The sequence below is a fragment of the Bacteroidota bacterium genome, from assembly GCA_018266835.1.
Classification (GTDB): Bacteria; Bacteroidota; Ignavibacteria; order Tepidaquicellales; family Tepidaquicellaceae; genus JAFDZO01.
The window spans coordinates 676,227-698,134 of the sequence record JAFDZP010000002.1 but is presented as its reverse complement, the minus strand read 5'-3'; the positions used below and the strand labels follow the sequence as shown (position 1 = coordinate 698,134).

The 21,908-nt window shown below is 35.2% G+C and carries 17 protein-coding genes; 14 read left to right on the top strand and 3 right to left on the bottom strand.

Going from position 1 to position 21,908, the window contains the following annotated elements:
• The first annotated feature begins 14 nt into the window (after positions 1-14).
• The 12 genes from JST55_04870 (at position 15) to mdh (ending at position 15,482) form a co-directional block, all read left to right on the top strand.
• Positions 15-2,138, top strand: coding sequence for a bi-domain-containing oxidoreductase (locus JST55_04870; protein ID MBS1492814.1), 2,124 nt, complete (start codon positions 15-17; stop codon positions 2,136-2,138).
• A 56-nt stretch (positions 2,139-2,194) separates the two neighbouring features.
• On the top strand, positions 2,195-3,622 hold the full coding sequence (locus JST55_04865; GenBank protein ID MBS1492813.1) for an MBOAT family protein: 1,428 nt from the start codon (positions 2,195-2,197) through the stop codon (positions 3,620-3,622).
• Position 3,623: 1 nt separating this feature from the next.
• Positions 3,624-4,532: a hypothetical protein gene (locus JST55_04860; protein MBS1492812.1), complete on the top strand. Its 909-nt coding sequence runs from the start codon at positions 3,624-3,626 to the stop codon at positions 4,530-4,532.
• Positions 4,533-4,562: 30 nt separating this feature from the next.
• The gene (locus JST55_04855; protein MBS1492811.1) at positions 4,563-5,753 is read left to right on the top strand and encodes a hypothetical protein; all 1,191 of its coding nucleotides are present in this window, start codon (positions 4,563-4,565) and stop codon (positions 5,751-5,753) included.
• Positions 5,754-5,759: 6 nt separating this feature from the next.
• Positions 5,760-7,805, top strand: a complete 2,046-nt coding sequence (locus JST55_04850) for a hypothetical protein (protein MBS1492810.1) — start codon at positions 5,760-5,762, stop codon at positions 7,803-7,805.
• 4 nt (positions 7,806-7,809) lie between these two features.
• The gene (locus JST55_04845; GenBank protein MBS1492809.1) at positions 7,810-8,907 is read left to right on the top strand and encodes a DUF354 domain-containing protein; all 1,098 of its coding nucleotides are present in this window, start codon (positions 7,810-7,812) and stop codon (positions 8,905-8,907) included.
• Between the two features lie 219 nt (positions 8,908-9,126).
• Positions 9,127-10,236, top strand: a complete 1,110-nt coding sequence (locus tag JST55_04840; GenBank protein MBS1492808.1) for a sugar transferase — start codon at positions 9,127-9,129, stop codon at positions 10,234-10,236.
• Between the two features lie 44 nt (positions 10,237-10,280).
• Positions 10,281-11,963 carry a hypothetical protein gene (locus JST55_04835; GenBank protein ID MBS1492807.1) on the top strand — a complete coding sequence of 561 codons (1,683 nt, stop codon included), beginning with the start codon at positions 10,281-10,283 and terminating at the stop codon, positions 11,961-11,963.
• An 87-nt stretch (positions 11,964-12,050) separates the two neighbouring features.
• Complete coding sequence (gene wecB, locus JST55_04830) at positions 12,051-13,145, top strand: UDP-N-acetylglucosamine 2-epimerase (non-hydrolyzing) (GenBank protein ID MBS1492806.1); 1,095 nt, start codon at positions 12,051-12,053, stop codon at positions 13,143-13,145.
• 675 nt (positions 13,146-13,820) lie between these two features.
• A complete protein-coding gene (gene rplU, locus JST55_04825; protein ID MBS1492805.1) occupies positions 13,821-14,129 on the top strand; it encodes a 50S ribosomal protein L21 in 309 nt (102 codons plus the stop codon).
• Between the two features lie 45 nt (positions 14,130-14,174).
• Positions 14,175-14,438: a 50S ribosomal protein L27 gene (gene rpmA, locus JST55_04820; GenBank protein MBS1492804.1), complete on the top strand. Its 264-nt coding sequence runs from the start codon at positions 14,175-14,177 to the stop codon at positions 14,436-14,438.
• 108 nt (positions 14,439-14,546) lie between these two features.
• Complete coding sequence (mdh, locus tag JST55_04815) at positions 14,547-15,482, top strand: malate dehydrogenase (GenBank protein MBS1492803.1); 936 nt, start codon at positions 14,547-14,549, stop codon at positions 15,480-15,482.
• Positions 15,483-15,582: 100 nt separating this feature from the next.
• Here mdh and JST55_04810 read toward each other — a convergent pair whose 3' ends face one another.
• The 3 genes from JST55_04810 to recG form a co-directional block, all read right to left on the bottom strand.
• Positions 15,583-15,936: a VOC family protein gene (locus JST55_04810; GenBank protein ID MBS1492802.1), complete on the bottom strand. Its 354-nt coding sequence runs from the start codon at positions 15,934-15,936 to the stop codon at positions 15,583-15,585.
• Positions 15,937-15,960: 24 nt separating this feature from the next.
• Positions 15,961-16,341: a hypothetical protein gene (locus JST55_04805; protein MBS1492801.1), complete on the bottom strand. Its 381-nt coding sequence runs from the start codon at positions 16,339-16,341 to the stop codon at positions 15,961-15,963.
• Positions 16,342-16,447: 106 nt separating this feature from the next.
• Positions 16,448-18,583 (bottom strand): ATP-dependent DNA helicase RecG, encoded by a 2,136-nt coding sequence (gene recG / locus JST55_04800; protein MBS1492800.1) that lies wholly within the window; start codon positions 18,581-18,583, stop codon positions 16,448-16,450.
• Between the two features lie 133 nt (positions 18,584-18,716).
• On the opposite strand from recG, the gene JST55_04795 reads away from it, so the two are divergent.
• Together JST55_04795 and JST55_04790 are read left to right on the top strand one after the other, a co-directional pair.
• A complete protein-coding gene (locus tag JST55_04795) occupies positions 18,717-21,128 on the top strand; it encodes a T9SS type A sorting domain-containing protein (protein ID MBS1492799.1) in 2,412 nt (803 codons plus the stop codon).
• 96 nt (positions 21,129-21,224) lie between these two features.
• Positions 21,225-21,908 (top strand): 1-acyl-sn-glycerol-3-phosphate acyltransferase, encoded by a 684-nt coding sequence (locus JST55_04790; GenBank protein ID MBS1492798.1) that lies wholly within the window; start codon positions 21,225-21,227, stop codon positions 21,906-21,908.

Here is a 21,908-nt window from a genome sequence, read left to right as displayed (position 1 = left end):
ACTATAATTATTACATGGAGCAACTTACACAACAATTGAAATCAGGGCATATGGAAGTAATGGATGTTCCGGTTCCTGCACTGGGAAGCGGACAGATATTAGTCAGAAATCACTATTCATTGATAAGCGCAGGCACTGAGGGCAAAACGGTTTCAGATGCGCGCATGGGATTAATTGCCAAAGCAAAATCAAGAAAAAAAGAAGTACAGCAGGTAATTGAAATGATTAAATCCAGCGGCTTCAGCGAAACATACAATGTTGTAATGAGTAAACTTGAAGCTCCTTCACCGTTAGGATACAGCTGCGCTGGAGAAGTACTTGCAGTAGCAGATGATGTATATGATTTTAAAGTGGGGGATTATGTTGCATGCGGAGGTGAAGGCGCCTATCACGCTGATATAGTTTCTGTATATAAAAATCTTTGTGTAAAAATACCTAAGACAGTAGATTTAAAATTCGGTGCGATTACAACGATAGCTTCAATTGCAATTCAGGGAATAAGACAGGCAGAACTTACTTTCGGTGAGACAGCAGTTGTAATTGGTTTGGGATTAATAGGGCAGTTGACGATGCAGATACTGGAAGCATCGGGAATAAAAGCTTTAGGTGTAGATATAAGTCAAAGCCAGGTTGACCTTGCAAATAAAATCGGTATTGGTAAATCATACCTGCGTAATCGCGATGACCTTGAAGGAATAATAAAAGAATCAACAAAAGGGTTCGGTGCAGATGGTGTCATTATAACGGCAGGTACAAGTTCACTTGACCCCGTGGAGTTTGCCGGTGCAGTCGCCAGAAGGAAAGCAAAAATTATAATTGTCGGCGCAGTCCCGACAGGTTTTGACAGAGTAAATTATTTTAAGAAAGAGCTGGATTTAAGAATGTCATGCTCTTATGGTCCCGGAAGGTATGACAGAGCTTATGAAGAAAAAGGAATTGATTACCCTTATGAATACGTGAGATGGACGGAGAACCGTAATATGGAATCTTATATAGAACTCGTAGATAGAAAAAAATTAGTGCTTGAACCTCTTATCACACATGTATTTGAATTTGAAGACGCCAAGAAAGCTTATGATATGATTCTTTCAAAGAGTGAACCGTTTGTAGGAATTCTTTTAAAGTATGAAGATGAAGTAATTAACGGAAGTGAAACCAAACAAAGCAAAGGAGAACATAAAGGAACGAAAACAAAAATCGGATTTGTAGGCGCTGGTTCTTTTGCGCAGAATTACCTTCTTCCGAATGTAAAGTTACATGCTGATATGGTTGGAGTTGCAACAGCGCGCGGCAATACAGCAAAAGGTATTGCAGATAAATATGGCTTTCAATACTCTACAGGCGAAGCTGATAAAATATTTTCAGATGATAAGATTAATACAATATTTATAGCGACACGTCACAATTTACATGCAGCAAATGTAGTAGACGGATTAAAAAATAATAAGAATGTTTTTGTTGAAAAACCGTTATGCATGAACCGTGAAGAGCTGGAAAGAATAGCTGAGTTATATAAAGCAAAAAATAATCTTCATCTGATGGTTGGATATAACAGAAGATTTTCACCTGCTATTCAGAAAATAATGAGCACGATGGATAAAGGAATTCCGAAGGCAATTAATTACCGAATCAATGCAGGCAATATGCCGAAAGACCATTGGGTGCAGGATAAAGAAATCGGCGGCGGAAGAATTATCGGTGAGGTTTGCCACTTTATAGATTTGGTGATGTATCTTTCGGGTTCTAAAATAAATTTTATAAATGCAATAAGTATGGAAAACAATCCTTACTTAATGGATACGCTTACAATTAATATGGGATTTTTGAACGGCTCAATTGGCTCTATATGTTATTTCTCGAATGGAGCGAATTCGTTACCAAAAGAAAACATTGAAGTATTTTATGCAAACAAAGTTATGATTGTTGATGATTTCAGAGAAGTGAAAACGTACGGTAAAGAAGTTAAGAGCAATAAATCCGGCAAGCAGGATAAAGGACACGCACAGGAAATAAAAGAATTTATAGAAGCCGTAGAAAAAGGAAAACCGACTCCTATTTCATTCGAGGAAATTTATGATTCAACAAAAGCAACTTTTGATGTAATAGATTCCATTAAAACTAAAAAAAGCATAATCTAACTTTTAATCCGGTCAACTTTTTTGATCGACTTTCTCTTATTGAATAATATCTAAGAATGATTTTTAATTCATTTCCGTTTGTTTTTTTCTTTATAATAGTAACTGCAGCTTACTTTATATTGCCGCATAAGTTCAGGTGGTTCTTATTGCTGGCAGCAAGCTGTTATTTCTATATGTTCTTTTATCCCGTTTATATTCTTATTCTGGCGTTCACCATAGTCATAGATTATTTTGCGGGTATATATCTGGAAAAAACACCGCGTCCGAAGAAAAAACTGTATTTGATTTATAGTCTTATTGCCAATATAGGTGTCCTTGCATTTTTTAAATATTATAATTTTTTAAATGAGAACCTCACGATTGCTATGGGGACGGTCCATTTAAAAAACAGTCTGCCATTCTTAACAATTTTACTTCCTATAGGACTTTCATTTCATACGTTCCAGGCAATGAGTTATACAATTGAGGTTTACAGAGGCAAACAAAAAGCGGAACGTCACTTTGGGATTTATGCTTTGTATGTTATGTTCTATCCTCAGTTAGTTGCAGGACCTATTGAAAGACCGCAAAACCTTCTGCATCAATTCTATGAAAAGCATGAGTTTGAAATTAAAAGAGTTGTCAGCGGATTAAGGTTAATGCTTTGGGGATTCTTCAAAAAAATTGTTATTGCCGATAGACTCTCTATATATGTAAATGCAGTTTATACTAATGTTGAAAATCATTCAGGATTAACTTTTATATTAGCAACAATATTCTTTGCGTTTCAGATTTATTGCGACTTCTCAGGTTACTCAGATATTGCAATTGGTTCAGCGCGTGTGATGGGATTTGATCTGATGACAAATTTTAACAGACCATATTTCTCCCGTTCGATTCATGAGTTCTGGGGAAGGTGGCATATTTCATTATCGACATGGTTTAAAGATTATTTCTATATTCCGTTAGGCGGCAACAGGGTAGCTATTCCAAGATTATACTTTAATTTGTTTATCGTATTTCTTATCAGCGGATTGTGGCACGGAGCAAACTGGACATATTTAATCTGGGGCGGTCTTAACGGGCTTTACCTCGTGTTCTTACTCGCTACTAAAAACATCAGAACAAAAATTGCCAATGCTATTTTCGGAAATAAATTTCATTCTCTAAGAAATTTATTAAGCATATTAATTACATTTGCCTTTGTATCTATCTCCTGGATTTTCTTCAGAGCAAACAATGTTCATGACGGATTCTACATTCTTTCCAGTATTCTTAAATTACACGGACCGCTATTTATTGACGCTACAAATATAACATATTCATTAATGGGTATATTGATACTGCTTATTATTGAATTCAGACAGGAATATTCCGGAGCGAAGTTTAAATTTATGAACAACGAAAACGTTGTAGTCAGATACAGTATTTATTTAATGCTTATATTTTTAATTATAATTTTCGGCGTGTTTGATGGCGGCCAATTCATTTACTTCCAATTTTAAAATGAATAAGTATTTACTTTTTTTTACACGGCTTATAGCACTGATATTGATTTTCCTTGCAATCGATTTTCTGATAGGCAAGGTAATGAATCATTTTTATTTTTCAGAAACTTCAGGACCGGATTACAGCATAACTTATACTATTAATAGCTCAAAAGATGAAGTGTTAATGATGGGCTCTTCAAGATGCAGTCATCACTATGTTCCATCTATAATGGAAAAAACTTTGGGTAAAACTGCCTTCAATACAGGAGCAGACGGACAGGGTATTTTATTTAATGATGCTGTTTTGAAATGTGTTTTAAAAAGATATACTCCCAAATGTATTATACTGGATATAACTGACCGCGATTTCATTTATTCCCAGAGCAGCTATGAAAAGCTTAGTGTTTTATTACCTTACTATGCCGAACACAAACAAGAGCTTGAAAGCACAATAGACCTTATTTCTCCATATGAAAAAATAAAATTGGTTTCCAAAACATATCCTTATAATTCAAAATTTATAAGCATGATTTTAGGAAATAAAAGTAATCCTTCTACGCAAAATAAGGGATATGTTCCTCTTATCGGTTCAATGCCGAATGATATTGAAGTAACAATCGTTCAGCAGGAGAATATAGATTCTATTAAGGTCAACGCATATAAAAATTTTATTTCAACACTGAAGTCTTCTTCTGTAAAATTAGTAGTGGTAGTTTCTCCTTATTACCAAAAAAGCTCCTCTGAGACAATTAAAATTGCATCAAGAATTGCAGGTGAAATGAACGTTGAGTTCTGGGATTATTCCTCTGATGAAAATTACTTCCATAAAAAAGAATTATTCAAAGATCATATTCATTTAAATGCGCAGGGTTCGGAAATGTTTACGCAAATGCTGGCAAACAGAGTGAAAACTGTTATCAACTGAAAATGATATTTACTATTTTAATTTGCGTCTTTGAATTTTAGTAACGATACAATAGATAACTCAGTAGATAAAGTCCGTTCTTTTATAGAGAAAGAAAATTTTAAAGGTTACGATCCTTATGATACGCTGAACTCATTTATTCCTATGGATAAAATGGGAAAGTGGATTCCTGCAATTGCAATACAGGTTCAGAAAAGAAATCCCGTTAATATCCGTCCGCTGCTTGGTATTAAAAAAGGTATTAATCCTAAAAGCCACGGACTTCTATTGTATGCTTACTCATTGCAATATGAAATTACTAAGGATGAAAAAGCTAGAGAGACGATGGAGATGCTATTTAAGTGGTTAATTGAAAATTATTCAAAAGGATACTCAGGTTATTGCTGGGGATATAATTTTGGGTGGGCAAATCCTGTTAAATATGTAAAGCCGTATGTACCGAACATCGTTGCAACATCTTTTGTAGCCAAAGGGATTTTTCAGTATTACCTTACTACCAAGAATGAAAAGGCAAAAGAAGTTTTAATAGGCATCACTGATTTTCTTTTAAAAGATCTGCCTTCAATAGAAAACGAAAGAGGATTCTGCATAAGTTATACTCCTGTCATGAAGGATGCATGTTACAATGCAACTTTGCTCGGGGGAGAAGTGTTATCAAAGATTTATCATCTCGACGGAAACGAAGAATTAAAAAATAAAGCAAAACGAATTGTAGATTTTGTTGTAAGCTATCAGCTCCCGAACGGACTCTGGAATTACGAGCTTGATTTAAAGACAGGGAAAGAACTTCCTCAGACGGATTTTCATCAGGGATATAATGTGGAATGTATTTCTGAAATTTGTAAATACGCCGGATTGGAAAACGATGAATATAAAAATTCAATTGCTAAAGGATTAGAGTATTATAAAAAGGAGCAATTCTTTGAGAACGGCCAGTCACTCTGGAGACTTCCGAAAGTTTATCCGGTAGAAATACACAATCAGTCACAGGGAATAATTACTTTCTCTATGCTGAAAGATTACGATAGTGAGTATCTGCCCTTTGCAAATAAAATTGCAGAGTGGACAATAGAAAACATGCAGGATAAAAATGACGGAAGATTTTACTACAGGAAGCTGAAAAATTACTCAATAAAAATACCATACATGAGGTGGTCGCAGGCATGGATGTTTCTTGCCTTAACAAGATTACAGTACGAAAATAAAAATATTTATTCTTAATAAAATATGTGCGGAATATTCGGATTAATTGTAAAAGAAAATTCTGATTACGATTATAAGTTTGTAAAAAAGTTAACTGAAGAGCTTGCACTTTTTTCTGAATCTCGCGGAAAAGAATCTGCGGGATTTTCTATTTATAATTCGGAAGCAGAAAAAATTTCAGTTATAAAGGGTGCAGAGACTGTTTCTAAATTAATTGATGACGGAAAGTTCGACAAGTTTTTTTATGAGTCAACAGGAGTAAATGAAAAAGGTTTAAGCTCTCTTGTAAAAAATCCTTTCGCATTAATCGGTCACTCGCGATTAGTCACAAACGGAACGCAGCTTCTCGATTTTAATAACCAGCCTGTAATTAAAGACGGTATAGTCGGTATTCATAACGGAATAATAACAAACGTTGAGGATTTATGGGAAACGTTCACTGATTTAAACAGAGAGTTTGAAGTTGATACTGAAGTTCTGCTTTCTTTACTCAGAAAATTTATTAGCGATGGACATACACTTGCTGATTCATTTGTACAGACTTTTAATTTAATTAAAGGCGCTGCATCAATCGCATTTTTATTCAATGATAAAAATTGTTTATCGTTAGTAACTAACTGCGGTTCGCTTTATGTAATTAATAATGCACGAAATGATATTATGGTTTTTGCTTCGGAAGAATATTTTCTTCAGGAACTGATGCAAATAAACTATATTAGAACTACACTTGGTGATCATACTATAAAACAGGTGCAGCCGTTTACAGGTCAGCTTTATAATATAAAGACTCTCGAATGCGAATATATAAAAACTCATGAGCCGTATGAAAGCAAAAATATAAACTTTGATGTTAAGAAAAATTTTAAAATAGATTACAAGCCGGAAGGAACTAAGCCATACATTGCTCCTAATATAAGCGCATCGGAAGAAGCGAAGCTTAAAGCGCTGCTTGAGTTCAATTTAGATTCGATTAAAAAATTAAAAAGATGTACTAAGTGTTTACTGCCTGAAACGTTTCCATTTATAAAATATGATTCAAACGGTGTCTGTAATATTTGCAATAATTATAAGCCGGTAAATCAACCGAAGCCGTTAAGCGCTCTTGAAAATTTAGTCGCTCCTTACAGAAGAAAAGACGGAAAGCAGGATTGCATTGTTCCGTTCAGCGGAGGAAGAGATTCATCGTATGCGTTGCATGTTATTAAAAAAGAGCTTGGTTTAAATCCGATTGCATTCACTTATGACTGGGGAATGGTAACCGATTTAGCGCGCAGGAACATTGCAAGAATATGCGGTCAGCTTGGAGTAGAAAATATTCTTGTCTCCGCAGATATAAAAGTTAAGCGTGATAACATAAGAAAAAATATTGAAGCATGGCTAAAGCAGCCTGACCTTGGAATGATCCCGCTCTTTATGGCAGGTGATAAATATTTTTTCTATCACTGCAATGAGGTAAAAAAACACACCGGAATTGATTTAAATATCTGGGGAATTAATGCTCTGGAGAACACTGATTTTAAAGTCGGCTTCAGCGGCATTGATTTCGATTTTGAAAAAAAGAGAATTTATTCTTTAAGTATTCTGAATGGATTAAAATTGTTTACTCACATCGGAAAAAATTTTGTAACTAATCCTTCTTATTTAAATTCTTCTATCCCGGATACTTTCGGTTCATTCTTTGTCAGATACATTGCTCCGAAAAAAGATTATTATCATTTATTTGATTACACTCAATGGAATGAAAAACTTATCGAAGATACTTTGATAAATGAATATGACTGGGAGCTTGCAACTGACACGAAATCTTCATGGAGAATAGGTGACGGAACAGCCGCGTTTTATAATTATGTTTATTACACTGTGGCAGGATTTTCGGAGTTCGATACATTCAGAAGCAATCAGATACGTGAAGGAATGATTTCACGTGAAGAAGGCATGAGATTAATTGAAACAGAAAACTTCCCCCGTTACGATACAATGAAGTGGTACTTTGATATTGTAAATGTTGATTTTGAAAATACGATTAAGACTGTTAATAAAATTCCAAAGCTGTATAAAAATTTAGTATAACCCCTTGAGATTTCTTTTCTTTTTTGTTCATCCTTCTAAGTATCATCTGTACAGAAACACTGTAAATGAACTCATTAAGCACGGACACGATGTTGAAATTGCGATTACCACAAAAGATGTTCTGGAAGACCTTGTAAAAAAAGAAGGGTGGAAGTACACGAACATTTTCCCGCAAGGAAGGAAGATGAAAAATCTACCAACTTACATGGGAGCAGGAATAAATCTCATACGCACAATTCTTCGTCTTTTAAAAATTACACGAGGCAAAAAATACGATTTATTTGTTACTGACGACTTGCTTGCAATAGTCGGAAGAATAAAAGGTGTGCCTTCCATTTTATTTCAGGATGATGACCTTAGTGCAGTGCCGGAATCGTTTATCCTGGCAAAAGCGTGCTCATATATTTTAGCTCCTGCCATTACAGATTTTGAAAAATATAATTACAAGAAAATAGGATTTGAAGGATTCAAGGCTTCTGCTTATCTGCATCCCAATCAGTTCAAACCAAACACAGAGATACTTAAAAAATACGGATTAGAAAACGAGACTTATTTTATAATACGTCTTGTATCTTTGACTGCAACGCATGATGTAGGCAAAACCGGAATTACTAACGATGACTGCCGCAGACTGATTTCAATACTTGAGAAAAAAGGGAGAGTAATTATAAACTCTGAGCGCCCCGTACTTGAAGAGTTTGAAAAGTACAGACTGAAAATTAATCCCGTTGAAATTACACATATACTATCCGGAGCAAGTTTGTTTATTGGCGACTCGCAGACAATGTCCTGCGAAGCCGGAATGCTCGGTGTTCCATATATCCGCTTTAATGATTTCGTCGGAAAAATTGGTTATCTGAACGATATGGAACTTAACTATAAGCTTGGATTCGGAATAAAAACGCAAGACAGGGAAAAATTGTTTACAAAAGTTGAAGAACTGATGAGTATTCCTGATTTGAAAAAGGAATGGCAGGAGAGAAGAAAAAACATGCTGGATAAGACTGTTGACCTGACAGCTTTGCAGTTATGGTTATATGAAAAATTCCCGGAAAGCGCCGAAAAATGGAAATCAGATAAGGAAATAATTAAAAAGTTTTAGAAAAACGAAGATACAAAAGCGGAAAATTAAACATTTTTTTAGATTTTAAAGCACTATTTTTTTAAAATTTACGAGATAAAACTACCTAAAAATCTAAATTTTTGTGTAAACAAACAGGCTTTCTTTTATTTGTTTTTTACTAAATTTTAAAGTATATTGAATTCGATTTAATCGTGAATTTTGTTCATGATACAAAATTTTTTATTAATCGCCCCTTAAATGTTAAATATTTCTAAGTCAGATATCGAACTTACGGCGGCTCCCACCATTGAATCAACTGACCTGCAATTCGTAAAGCATGTCAAACCGGAAATCACATACAAGCCTGATAGAGATGTTCTGAAATATATTAATAAGCACATTTCAAGATTCGATGTCTCTAATATCCATACAGCAAAGGAAAGAACTCAGCTTGAATATCTTTCTCCGTCACAGCCATATATTGTAAATCTTCAGAGAATAAATGATGTAAGGCATCTGAATAAATTTTTTGAAAAGGTAAACGAAAAACTTGAACCGGGCGGAAAATTTATCAGTTTTGTTGAAACTGCTTATGAACGTAAACATAGAATTCTCAAAAAATTTCCTAAAATAATTTCGTATCCATACTATACTTGCGATTACATATTAAAAAGAGTTTTTCCTAAATGGTCAGTAACAAAGAGAATTTATTTTGCGCTTACTAAGGGAAGAAACAGAGTGCTTTCTGTTGCAGAAACTCTGGGCAGACTTGTATCGTGCGGTTTTGAAATTATCGAGTATAAAGAAATAAACAATCATCTTTTCTTTGTAACAAGAAAAGTGAAAGACCCTTCTTATGATATGAAGCCAAGCTACGGCCCGCTTATTAAAATGAGAAGAGTAGGTAAGAACGGAAAAATTATCCGTGTTTATAAGTTCCGCACAATGCATCCTTATGCTGAGTATCTTCAGGAATATATTTATAATAAACACAAACTGAAAAAGGGCGGTAAGTTTGAAAATGATTTCCGAATCACAACTGCAGGCAGACTGTTCAGAAAAATATGGCTGGATGAATTTCCTATGATTTACAACATGCTTAAAGGCGAACTTAAGCTTGTTGGTGTAAGACCTTTGAGTCTTCACTATTTTAATTTATACGATGAAGAGCTAAAAGAAAAAAGAGGGCGCTACAAACCGGGACTCGTTCCGCCATACTATGCAGATATGCCGCATACACTTGATGAGATTATCGAATCTGAAAAAAGATATCTGGATTCCTATGAGAAGTCTCCTATATTAACTGATATTAAATATTTCTTTAAAGCTTTTCACAACATAATATTTAAAAGAGCCAGAAGCGCATAACCTCACTTTTAATATATACCCAACTCCCAACCAAACTTTTTCCAATGAAATTTAGATTACATTTTTTTATTGCAATAATTTTTTTATTGCCCGCAGCATTATTTTCACAGGTAGAAATGGTTTCACCTTCTCATCCGGTTTATGATTTTTTAAAGAGAATGCAGATAGCCCAGGTAATTGATTATAACTCCTCTGTTATTCCCATATCACGCGGTGAGATCGGAAAATTTCTTGTTACTATAAATGACAATAAAAGTTCTTTAACATCAGTAGATAAAAAAATTCTTGCCGAATATTTAAATGAGTTTGAATATGATTTAGGAAAAGTAAATAATGTAAAGACATCTGAATTTCTGGAAGGCTTGGATAGCAAGAAAATGTTTTCAAATGATAAACAGAAATATTTGTATAAATATCTGGATTCCAATGCTTCGTTTTTTGTCGATGGAATGTGGAGCTACTCTTACAGACGTTCATCGGGAGATACAATCGGAAGTAATTCTTTAAGTCTTGGTGAGCTTGGTCTCAGATTTCGCGGAACACTTTTTAACTCAGTAGGATTTTATTTACGTGCTTCAAACGGCAGCAAGATGTCAGGAGACGACAGAGCCGTTGCCTTCGGAAAACTTACTGACCCGCGCCTTGCAGCAAGCAGAAAATTCCCGACTGAAGGTTACTTCGATTCATTCGAGGGATACTTGCGTTATCAGACACAAAGCAACTGGTTATCTTTAACAATAGGACGTGAAGCAATGTATCAGGGGTTCGGCTACATCGATAAATTATATTTATCAAATAATACTGTTCCGTTTGATTTCATAAATCTTAAGCTTCAGTATAAAGCTTTGCGTTACTCATTTACCTATGGAGGTTTGAAGGGCGATTCACTTGGTCATGATATACAAAATAAAAATATTGCTACTCACAGACTTGATGTAAATTTTTCTCCTAAGTTCAGAATAGGATTCTGGGAAGCGCTTGTAACGGCATCGCAGTCATTCAGTTTTTCAAATTTAAATCCTGTAAGCTTTTTAATTTCTGTTGATTACAATGATGTCGTGAATTCAAATCCTAACAATAATATGTTTGGAATTGATATGGAAGTTCAACCTGCAAAGAATGTTGCAGTTCAGGGAACATTACTTGTGGATGAGTTAAGCCTTGGCGCAATTACAAATCCCGGGGGATATATTCCTGCCGATACAAAATTCGGATGGCAGCTTGGCACGATATGGAACAACGCTTTTAATATTCCTAACTTAACCGGCGCACTTGAGTACACGCATCTTGACCCGTTTGTTTACACACACCGCTCACTCAAAACAACTTACACTAACTGGGCTATGCCTCTCGGCGCAAAGCTGGGACCTAACTCAGATGAAGTAGCATTGAAGCTGGCTTACAATGTTTCTCAAAGAGTTAAGGTTGATTTGCAATACCAGTTCCAGCGCTCGGGTGAAGGAATTGTTTATGATTCCACGGGGACAGTTGTGATTAACTATGGCGGAAATATTAATAACGGTATAGGGGATAATTATCCTAACTCAACAAGATTTCTTGACGGCAACAGAATTAACAGAAATATTTTAACTGCTAATTTAAAAATTGAACCGCTGAAGCAGTTCTTTTTTGAATTCAAATATGTTTACAACGATATAGATAATATTTTTCAGACTAAGAAGTACAGCAATAATTATTTCTTTGCAACCTTCAGATTTGATTATTAATCAACTGAAGATTTTAACATTGTATTAAAATTAAATTCCCGGATAAGGTACACACTTATAATTTTCTAACTTATTACTAATTAAAATTTGAAAGTAACTTTAGTAGCAGGAGCCCGCCCGAACTTCATGAAGATAGCTCCGATTATTCACGAGATTAAAAGAATTCAAAAGCTTGGCAAAAAAATTACATTCCGTTTAGTTCATACAGGACAGCATTACGACGAGAAACTATCACACAGTTTTTTTAAACAGCTTAATATTCCCGAGCCCGACGTTAATTTAGGAGTCGGGTCCGGCTCCCACGCAGAGCAGACGGCGAATATTATGGTGAAGTTTGAAAAAGAACTGATGGCAAACAGACCTGATATAGTGCTGGTTGTTGGTGATGTAAATTCCACAATGGCATGCAGTATCTCCGCAAAAAAATTAAATATAGATGTTGCTCACGTAGAAGGCGGAATACGCTCACGTGATATGGAAATGCCTGAAGAAATAAACAGACTGGTAACGGATTCAATTGCAGATTATTTTTTTACAACATCTGAGCTTGCCAATAAAAATTTAAGAAAAGAAGGACACAGCGATAAGAAATTATTCTTTGTCGGCAATACGATGATAGATACTCTTAAAGCAAATTTAAGCAAATTAAAGAAGCCTGTTTTTTTTGACGAGTATAAATTAAAGCCAAAGAAATATTTAGTCGTGACTTTGCACAGACCTTCTAATGTTGACGATGCAGATAATTTAAAGATGCTTTTGAAGACTCTTGAAGAAACTTCCAAAGACTACAAGATAGTTTTCCCTGTTCATCCGAGAACACAGAAAAATCTTAAGCAGATAAAGTTATCTGATAAGTTTATTATTACCGATCCGCTCAGCTATCTAGAGTTTATTTATCTTGTGAAAAATTCTTTTGCAGTGATAACAGATTCAGGCGGAATACAGGAAGAGACAACAGTTATGAAAATCCCCTGCGTTACTCTGAGAAAAAATACAGAACGTCCCGAAACAGTAACTGAAGGCACGAACATTCTTGCAGGAATTGATACGTATAAATTCAAACCTTATTTTCAAAAGCTGTTTTCCGGTAAATGGAAGAAGGGCGGAATTCCAAAATTCTGGGACGGAAAAACATCGCCGAGGATTGTCAAGCAATTGCTCACTATATATAAGAATAAATAATCCGCCGCGGGGGATTCTGCCTGCTAATAGGTGGGAGAAATTTTTAAATAAAATAATAATTTAGTATATTTATAAAGCAGACCTGGTAACGCTTATGCGGAATCAGGTCTTTTGATTTTTAAAATAAAAATGTGACAATAATGTTACTTTTAGAAAATCCATGAGTATTAATGAAATGATAAAAATAGACTGGAATCAAAGAATCCGTCAATCCCGCTAAAGACAGGACTGAGCTTCGCTCAGAAATCCTGTTAAAAACAAAAAATGCAACAATAATGTAACTTTACGTAGCGAAGCTAAAGCATCACAAAGAGGGGATTATAGACTTTTACAAATCTGAAATCTTACATATAAAATCTGAAATTGGGAAAATCCGTCAAAAATCCGTCATTTCAAAAAATTTACTTAAAGCTGATTATACGTAAATAGGCTAAAATTGCAGAATGCGACAATAATGCGACTTTTTACGTTGCGAAGCTCCCTCCTTTGGCGGGACAAGTTCCGCCTCAAACGAGAGGAAGATAAAATTGTTCAAAAATGAACCGAAATTGCAGAATGCGACAATAATACGACTTTTTAAATTCATCATTCGTAATTCTGAATTCAGAATTGAAAAATCTCTTTTATTTATCCTCTAAAATTGCTATCTTTACAATTCTCATAAAATCATTAATTATGTTCGCAATAGTAAATATTAAAGGCAGCCAGTACAGAGTTTCTGAAGGGCAAAAATTGTATGTCCCGCGTTTCAATGATGAAATCGGCGCAAAAGTAACGCTTGATAACGTAATAATGTTCTCAGCAGATGACAGCACATTTGATATCGGAGCACCGAAGCTTAACAAATCAGTTGAAGCTACAGTTCTTGCTCACGTTAAAGATGAAAAAGTAATCGTCTTCAAAAAGAAAAGAAGAAAAGGTTACAAAGTTTTAAGAGGACACAGACAGCAGTACACACAGATTTCGATCGACAAAATAGCTTAATATAAAGCTGAATTTTTAATCTAATTTTTTACAGGAGAATAAGTAATGGCTCACAAAAAAGGACTCGGAAGTTCTAAGAACGGTAGAGACTCAAACGCCCAGAGATTAGGCGTAAAAAAGTTTGGCAGCGAAGTAGTCGTTGCAGGTAATATATTAATAAGACAAAGAGGAACAAAATTCCTTCCCGGACTTAACACAGGCTTAGGCAGAGATTATACAATTTTTGCTATGAAAGACGGTCTTGTTAAATTCACAGACAAGAAAGGCAAGAAAACCATTCACGTTATTCCGGCAGAAGCTGCAAAGTAATATTTATTACTAAGATTATATTTTTACAAAAGGTTATTCTGTCTTGCAGAGTAACCTTTTTTGCTTTATACCAATCACATTAATCAAATAATTTAACCTATATATAGTATGAAAATTTCTGTTATCGGCGCCGGAAACGTTGGCGCAACATGCGCAGATGTTATCGCTCACAGAGAGCTATGCAACGAAGTTATCCTTCTCGATATTAAAGAAAATTTTGCCGAGGGCAAGGCATTAGATATGTGGCAGACTGCTCCTGTAAATAATTACGATACAAGAATTACAGGCGTAACCAACGATTATGAAAGAACTGCAAACTCAGATGTAGTTGTTATTACATCAGGACTTCCGCGTAAACCCGGAATGAGCAGAGATGATTTGATTGCTACCAATGCTAATATAGTAAAATCAGTTACACAGAACGTTGTAAAATATTCACCGAACACATCGATTATAGTTGTTGCAAATCCTTTGGACGTAATGACATACTGCACATACTTAAATGCAAACTTACCATCAACAAAAGTTTTTGGTATGGCAGGAATTTTAGATACAGCAAGATACAAAGCTTTCTTAGCAACTGAACTGAATGTTAATCCTAAAGACATACAAGGTATGTTAATGGGAGGACACGGCGATACAATGGTTCCTCTTCCAAGATATACAACTGTAAGCGGTATTCCTGTAACAGAACTTATTGCTGAAGATAAACTTAATGCTATTCTTGAAAGAACAAAGGTCGGCGGCGGCGAAATAGTAAAATTACTCGGCACATCTGCATGGTATGCTCCCGGTGCTGCAGCAGCACAGATGGCTGAAGCAATCGTTAGAAATCAAAGAAGAGTTTTCCCTGTTTGCGCATGGTTAACAGGCGAGTACGGATTGAAAGATATTTATTTAGGCGTACCTACAATTCTTGGTTCAAACGGTATTGAGAAAATCATTGAACTGAAACTGAACGATGCTGAAATGAAATTACTTCATGACTCTGCGAAGTCAGTGAAAGAAGTAATGGATGTATTGGATAATATGGAAAAGAAGTAATTGATAGTATAGAGTAGTGTGTATTGAGTATTGAGAAATGAAGATATAAAATCCAATAATAAAAAAGAAAGGCGCAGGTGACTGCGCCTTTTGCTTTAAACTACTTCTTAATCTCCTGCCCGAATGAAATCATGTTGCCGTTGTTATCTTTTGCCATAAAGTCACGCATATTGTAAGGCTGGTCAGCAGGAGGATTTGGAATATCTACGCCGTTGCCTTTAAGGAATTCATATATCTCATCTACGTTATCTGCAAATGTATAAACGTAGGAAGGAGTAAATTCTCCCTGGGCTTTGAAGAAGTGGAATTCAACTGAGCCGTTGTATGCTCCACCGTAAAAATCCTGATGTATCCATGTTTTGTCAAATCCTAATTTCTCTTTGTAAAATTCAATTGTAGCGGTAACGTCTTTGCAGGGCATTGCAGGCGCTGCGCCTTTAAGATAATCTTTCATGATTATTGAGTTAGGTTTATAGAACTAATTTTCTTTAGGAACATTCGGCTCTCTGCCTATAATTTCATGGGAGAAAGTTAAATAGTGACCATTAAGATCTTTTATAATGCACTCTCTTAATCCGTAAAATCTGTCAACCGGAGGTGTGATTACTTCAACATTATTCTCTTTCAAAAACTCATATAACTCATCAACGTTTGAAGCGGGTAAATAAATATATGATGAAGTCCATTCTTTGTCTCTTTTGAGTAAATGAATCTCCACATTTCCATTGAATGTTGCTCCGTATAAATCTTCGTGTGACCAGCTTTTTTCAAATCCCAACTTGCTTTCATAATATTCAATTGTATCTTTTATATTTTTGCAGGGGAGAGTAGGAATAGCGTCCTTAAGATAATTCTTCATTTTAGTTATGAATTATGAATTATGAATTATGAGTTATGAGTTATGAATTATGAGTTGCGCATTACTACCGCTAATTGTTATTCCGCCATGGCGGATTGTTAATTGATTATGCTACACTCATTAAATAAATAGCGTCTTCGTAGTTGTTTACAAATGCATTTCTTATCACTTCATGTTCCGGTTTTCTTAGCTGCGGGTCTTCTTCTATAATTTTGAATGCAATGTCCTTTGCTTTTACGACTATATCTTTATCTTTGTTTAAATCCATAGATGAGAAGTTTAAAACCCCTGACTGTCTTATTCCGAAAAACTCTCCAGGTCCGCGGATTTCCATATCAGCTTCGGCGATTTTAAATCCGTCCGTTGTCTCTTCCATTATTTTTAATCGCTTAATATAATCTTCGTTATCACTGTTGTTTTCTGTACGGGCAATCAGAATGCAATAAGATTGCTCCCCGCCTCTGCCTACTCTTCCTCTCAATTGATGCAATTGCGATAATCCGAACCTCTGCGCTTCTTCGATTATCATAACCGATGCATTAGGAATATCTATACCGACTTCGATTACAGTCGTAGCTACCAGTATATCGCTCTGCTTATTCTTAAATCTTTCCATTACTTCTTCTTTTTCATACCATAACATTCTGCCGTGAATCATATCTACTCTGTACTCTGTAAAATATCTTTCCTTCAGCAGCTTAAAATTTTCCTCTGCCGATTTTAAATCAAGCTTTTCAGATTCATCTATAATAGGATAAATTATATAGATCTGCCTTCCTTCTTTTATCTGTTCTTTTACAAATTCAAAAACTTTCAGTTTATCGTCATCATACCGGATGGCAGTCTTAATAGGAATTCTTCCTTTAGGTAACTCATCAATTACGGAAACATCTAAATCCCCATAATAAGTTAATGATAGAGTTCTCGGAATTGGTGTCGCCGTCATAACGAGTGTATCGGGATTTTCTCCTTTTTGTTTCAGTCTTGCCCGCTGAATAACTCCGAACTTATGCTGTTCATCAATTACTACAAATCCAAGATTTTTAAACTCCACTTTATCTTGGAACAACGCATGAGTTCCTATAACAATGTTTGATTTTCCTGATTTAATATCCTCTAAAATTTCTCCTCTGAGTTTTTTCTTTTGTCCGCCGATTAAAATAGAGACATTTATTTTTTCTTTATCTGTTCCTTCGCGTGCTTCGTTAATTTTTGTAAGAAAATCAGTTATGGTTTTATAATGCTGTTCAGCCAATATTTCAGTCGGGCACATAAATGCTGTCTGAAATCCGTTATCGACGGCAATCATTATCGCAATTAATGCCACGATTGTTTTTCCGCTGCCCACGTCTCCCTGTAAAAGTCTGTTCATCACTCTTTCTGAGTTCATATCTTTGTAAATCTCATTTATTACTCTCTTCTGCGCGCCTGTAAGTTCGAAGCTTAATACTTTTTTCACCTCTTCAATAACCGGATGAAAATCTTTTTCAAATTTTATTCCCTTTGTTGTGTTGTGAAGGTTATTCTTTCTTAAAGCGAGAACTATTTCAAGGAAAAATATTTCTTCAAATGCTAACCTCTGTCTTGCGATTTCAACCTGCTCAATATTATGCGGGAAGTTAATTCTGAGAATTGCATCTTTTTTGGATACAAGATTATTCTCTTTTAAGATATCAGGCGGAAGCGTTTCATCCACTAAATTAAAATTCTGATTGAGTAATTCTCTGAAAGCATTAAAAACAATTTTAGAGAGAAGCAGAGGTTTTATAAATGTTTTCTTCAGCACTCCTGAAAGTTCGTAAACAGGTATATATCTGAACTTCAGAAAATCGTTAAAGTATTTATCATACGGGTCAAATTTCAGATGGTCACGGTACTCAAGCTTATTATTGCCGAAGAAAAACTTATCACTTACTTTGCCAACAAATACGAATCTGTCATTCATTCTGAACTGCTTATTTCTGAATTCACTAGCTCCGAAAATAGGGATTTCCGTTGCGCCAGTCATATCTTTTAAATGTACAGTTAATGGCTGGCTGCTTTTTCTTGGAAGTCTTACATCAATAATTTCTCCGCTCACCAGAACAGTTTTACCTGTGTGTTTGAAGACATCTTTTATATCAATCTTTTCAATATAGTCGCGCGGAATAAAGCTTAAGAAATCTTCGATTTTAGTTATCCCGATCTTCTCAAAAGCTTCCGCTCTTTTTTCGCCGACACCTTTTAAAAATTTAATATCCACAAGATATAAATGTTGTTAAAATCTGCAATTATACGTCAGATTTGTATGAAATATATAGATTGATTAAAAATAACACATTCGCTAACTTAATTCTTCACCAAAATAAAAAACTTACAATCCTTCTAAAATTAAAATGAAAAGCAAAAATTTTTTTATAAATTTACTAGTTATTATAGTACTTGCTTTATCTTACTTTGCATCAACGAAAGTATTTTCGGAAAACCAGATTGAAGTTCAGGAAAAATATTCTCACATTAGAATTTTTGCCCGAACACCGGCTGACTTCGATAGAATGCAAAATGCAGGTCTGTTTTTAGATCACTCAACAGGTAAAGTTGGAGAATATAGGGATGCCTGGTTATCAGCAACTGAAATAAATATGTTGAAATTATCCGGAGTCTCCTATGAAATATTAGTTCCTGACTGGATGGAATATTACAATAATCAACCTAAGATGACTGAATCACAGATTCAGGCTTCATTAGTGCAATCCGAAAGGGACTTTGCTGTAAGTCATTCAATTTATGGTACGTTTGGTGGATTTTTGAATTACAATGAAATGGTAAACAAACTGGATTCGATGAGAATTCAGTATCCAAATTTAATTTCCGCAAAGTTCTCAATTGGTACTACCTATGAAAACAGAAATCAATGGGTAGTAAGAATGTCCAACAATCCAAATGTTGTTCAGGGCAAACCGGAAGTATTTTATCATGCAGTAATTCATGCGCGTGAACCGGAAAGTATGCAGCACTTGATTTACTATATGTACTGGCTCCTTGAAAATTATAATATAGACCCTATTGCTACATACATATTAAATACCAGAGAACTTTATTTCTTACCGATATATAATGTTGATGGCTATGTTTATAATCAGACAACTAATCCGAACGGCGGAGGAATGTGGAGAGCTAACAGACACGTTTCATCCGGAAATTGCGGACCGGTTGACCCGAACAGAAATTACGGAATATATCAATACTGGAATTCAACAAATGCCGGTTCAAGCACCGATTCATGTAACGGTGGAAGCGGTACTTACAGAGGTAAGTATCCGTTCTCGGAAAAAGAAACACAAAATGTTCTTGCGTTCTTTAATTCAAGAAATTTCAAAACTGTTTTCGGAGCGCACACTTACGGAAATTATCTAATTAAACCATGGGCATGGAGTGACCCTTCACCGACACCTGACGATGCTAAATTCAATGAGTATCTTGCCGATATGAAGGCAACAAATAATTACACAACAGGTTTTGCTTCTCAGACAGTAGGATATAAGGTAAGAGGAGGAGCAGATGACTGGTACTATAATGATTCAGCTCATGCTAATGCGCCTGTTATAGCAGTCACTCCTGAAACAGGACTAACAGGTTTCTGGCCTACACAGGCAGAAATCATTCCTTTAGCTCAAGGTATGCTGGAATCAGATAAATACATGTCCTTAATTGCCGGTGCTTATGTTTTAGCAAACTCAACAACATTAAATAAAAGTACTCCATATACACAAGGCGAAGCCGGAAATATAAAGATAAATTTCAAGAATAAAGGTCTTGCTGCAGCAAGCAATGTGAAGGTTGAATTTACTTCGCCAAGCAGCTATATAACTATTCCTACTACATCTATTACCCGAGCTTCGATACCATCTTTCACTGCAGATAGTGTTACATTTAATTTTACAGTTTCAGCGGGAGCGCCGAACAATTACGCTATTCCTACAACAGTTAAAATTAAACAAAATGATACTACAGTATATTCAAAAAATGTATTTGTGAACCTTGGTACAGGTACCGTAACATTTGCAGATAGCGCTGAGCAGACATTTTCAAAATGGACTACAAACGGAACATGGGCGCAGACAACATTGCAATCACATACACCAACGCATTCGTTTACAGATAGTCCGACAGGTAATTATCAGAACAATGCTGATAATTCCATGACCTTGGCTACTTCAATTAATATTGCATCATATCCTGTGGTGTTCTTAAACTTCTGGCACAGATATGCCACCGAAGCAGGTTATGATTATTGTAATGTTGAAGTTTCCAGTGATAACGGAACAACCTGGCAGACTGCTGCTTCATATAACGGAACGTTATCTACATGGACACAGGTTTCATTGGATATAACAGCTTATGCAGGCGGGTCTTCTAATCTGAAAATCAGATTCAGATTGACAGCTGACGGAGGAACTGTTGCAGACGGATGGTATGTTGATGATATTAAACTTACAAATTACAGCACACTTGTTGGTGTAAACCAAATAAGTGAAGTTGCTGCAAAATATAATCTGAAACAAAATTATCCGAACCCTTTCAATCCATCAACAAAAATTCAGTATGCGATTGCGAAGAGTGGATTTGTAAGTCTGAAAGTTTATGATATGACAGGTAAAGTTGTAGCTGATCTGGTAAATAATAATCAGACAGTAGGTTCATATGAAGTAAGCTTCAATGCAGCTTCTTTAGCATCGGGAGTTTATTATTATAAGATTGAATCTGAAGGATTTGCAGAGACAAAGAAAATGCTGTTAATAAAATAATTATGAGTTAAATAGTTCTTTTGAAAAGGCGGTTTTGAATCTTTCGAAGCCGCCTTTTCTCTTTTAAGTTTTTCACTTATTAGGTATTTTTACAAAATGTCCTACTTAAAAGTTTTCCTTATTGCATTTTTCGGCCTTACTATTGCCGCTTTAACAATTGTTTCTTATCCTTTTGATTACAGAGGGAAAATTACTTATGTGCTGACCCGCGCTTTTTCAAAAATTACATTGGCAATTGCCGGGGTAAAATTAACAGTTGTAGGAAAAGAGTTCATTGATAAGAAGGAAAGCTATATTTTTATTACAAACCATCAGAGTATGTTTGATATTCCTATTCTGATGCAGGCAGCTCCTGCAAATATAAGATTTATATATAAAAAATCTTTAACGCAGGTTCCGATTTTCGGATGGGCTATGTATTTATCAGGTTATATTCCGATTGACAGAGATGATCCGAGAGCTGCAATGAGAACTTTAAAAGAAGCAGCAAGAAGATTAGCACATGGAATATGTTTAGTAATTTTTCCCGAAGGAACAAGAAGCGAGGACGGGGAGCTCGGCGAGTTTAAAAGAGGAACGTTTATTCTTGCAGAAGGTTCAGATGCGAAAATTATTACAGGGACAATAATAGATTCATATAAGATCTTATCGAAAGGAAAGCTTCACATCAACGGCGGAAATGTAAAAGTAATTTTCAATAAGCCGATTGAATACAAAAAAGACAAAGGATTTTTACAGGAAATAAAAGCAACAATACAAAGCAATTTACCAAACCAATAA

Excerpts from the sequence above, each read along its gene's own strand:
- JST55_04870 (MBS1492814.1), top strand. The coding sequence starts at position 15 with ATGGAGCAACTTACACAACAATTGAAATCAGGGCATATGGAAGTAATG.
- JST55_04865 (MBS1492813.1), top strand. The coding sequence starts at position 2,195 with ATGATTTTTAATTCATTTCCGTTTGTTTTTTTCTTTATAATAGTAACT.
- JST55_04860 (MBS1492812.1), top strand. The coding sequence starts at position 3,624 with ATGAATAAGTATTTACTTTTTTTTACACGGCTTATAGCACTGATATTG.
- JST55_04850 (MBS1492810.1), top strand. The coding sequence starts at position 5,760 with ATGTGCGGAATATTCGGATTAATTGTAAAAGAAAATTCTGATTACGAT.
- JST55_04840 (MBS1492808.1), top strand. The coding sequence starts at position 9,127 with ATGTTAAATATTTCTAAGTCAGATATCGAACTTACGGCGGCTCCCACC.
- JST55_04835 (MBS1492807.1), top strand. The coding sequence starts at position 10,281 with ATGAAATTTAGATTACATTTTTTTATTGCAATAATTTTTTTATTGCCC.
- rplU (MBS1492805.1), top strand. The coding sequence starts at position 13,821 with ATGTTCGCAATAGTAAATATTAAAGGCAGCCAGTACAGAGTTTCTGAA.
- rpmA (MBS1492804.1), top strand. The coding sequence starts at position 14,175 with ATGGCTCACAAAAAAGGACTCGGAAGTTCTAAGAACGGTAGAGACTCA.
- mdh (MBS1492803.1), top strand. The coding sequence starts at position 14,547 with ATGAAAATTTCTGTTATCGGCGCCGGAAACGTTGGCGCAACATGCGCA.
- JST55_04810 (MBS1492802.1), bottom strand. The coding sequence starts at position 15,936 with ATGAAAGATTATCTTAAAGGCGCAGCGCCTGCAATGCCCTGCAAAGAC.
- JST55_04805 (MBS1492801.1), bottom strand. The coding sequence starts at position 16,341 with ATGAAGAATTATCTTAAGGACGCTATTCCTACTCTCCCCTGCAAAAAT.
- JST55_04795 (MBS1492799.1), top strand. The coding sequence starts at position 18,717 with ATGAAAAGCAAAAATTTTTTTATAAATTTACTAGTTATTATAGTACTT.
- JST55_04790 (MBS1492798.1), top strand. The coding sequence starts at position 21,225 with ATGTCCTACTTAAAAGTTTTCCTTATTGCATTTTTCGGCCTTACTATT.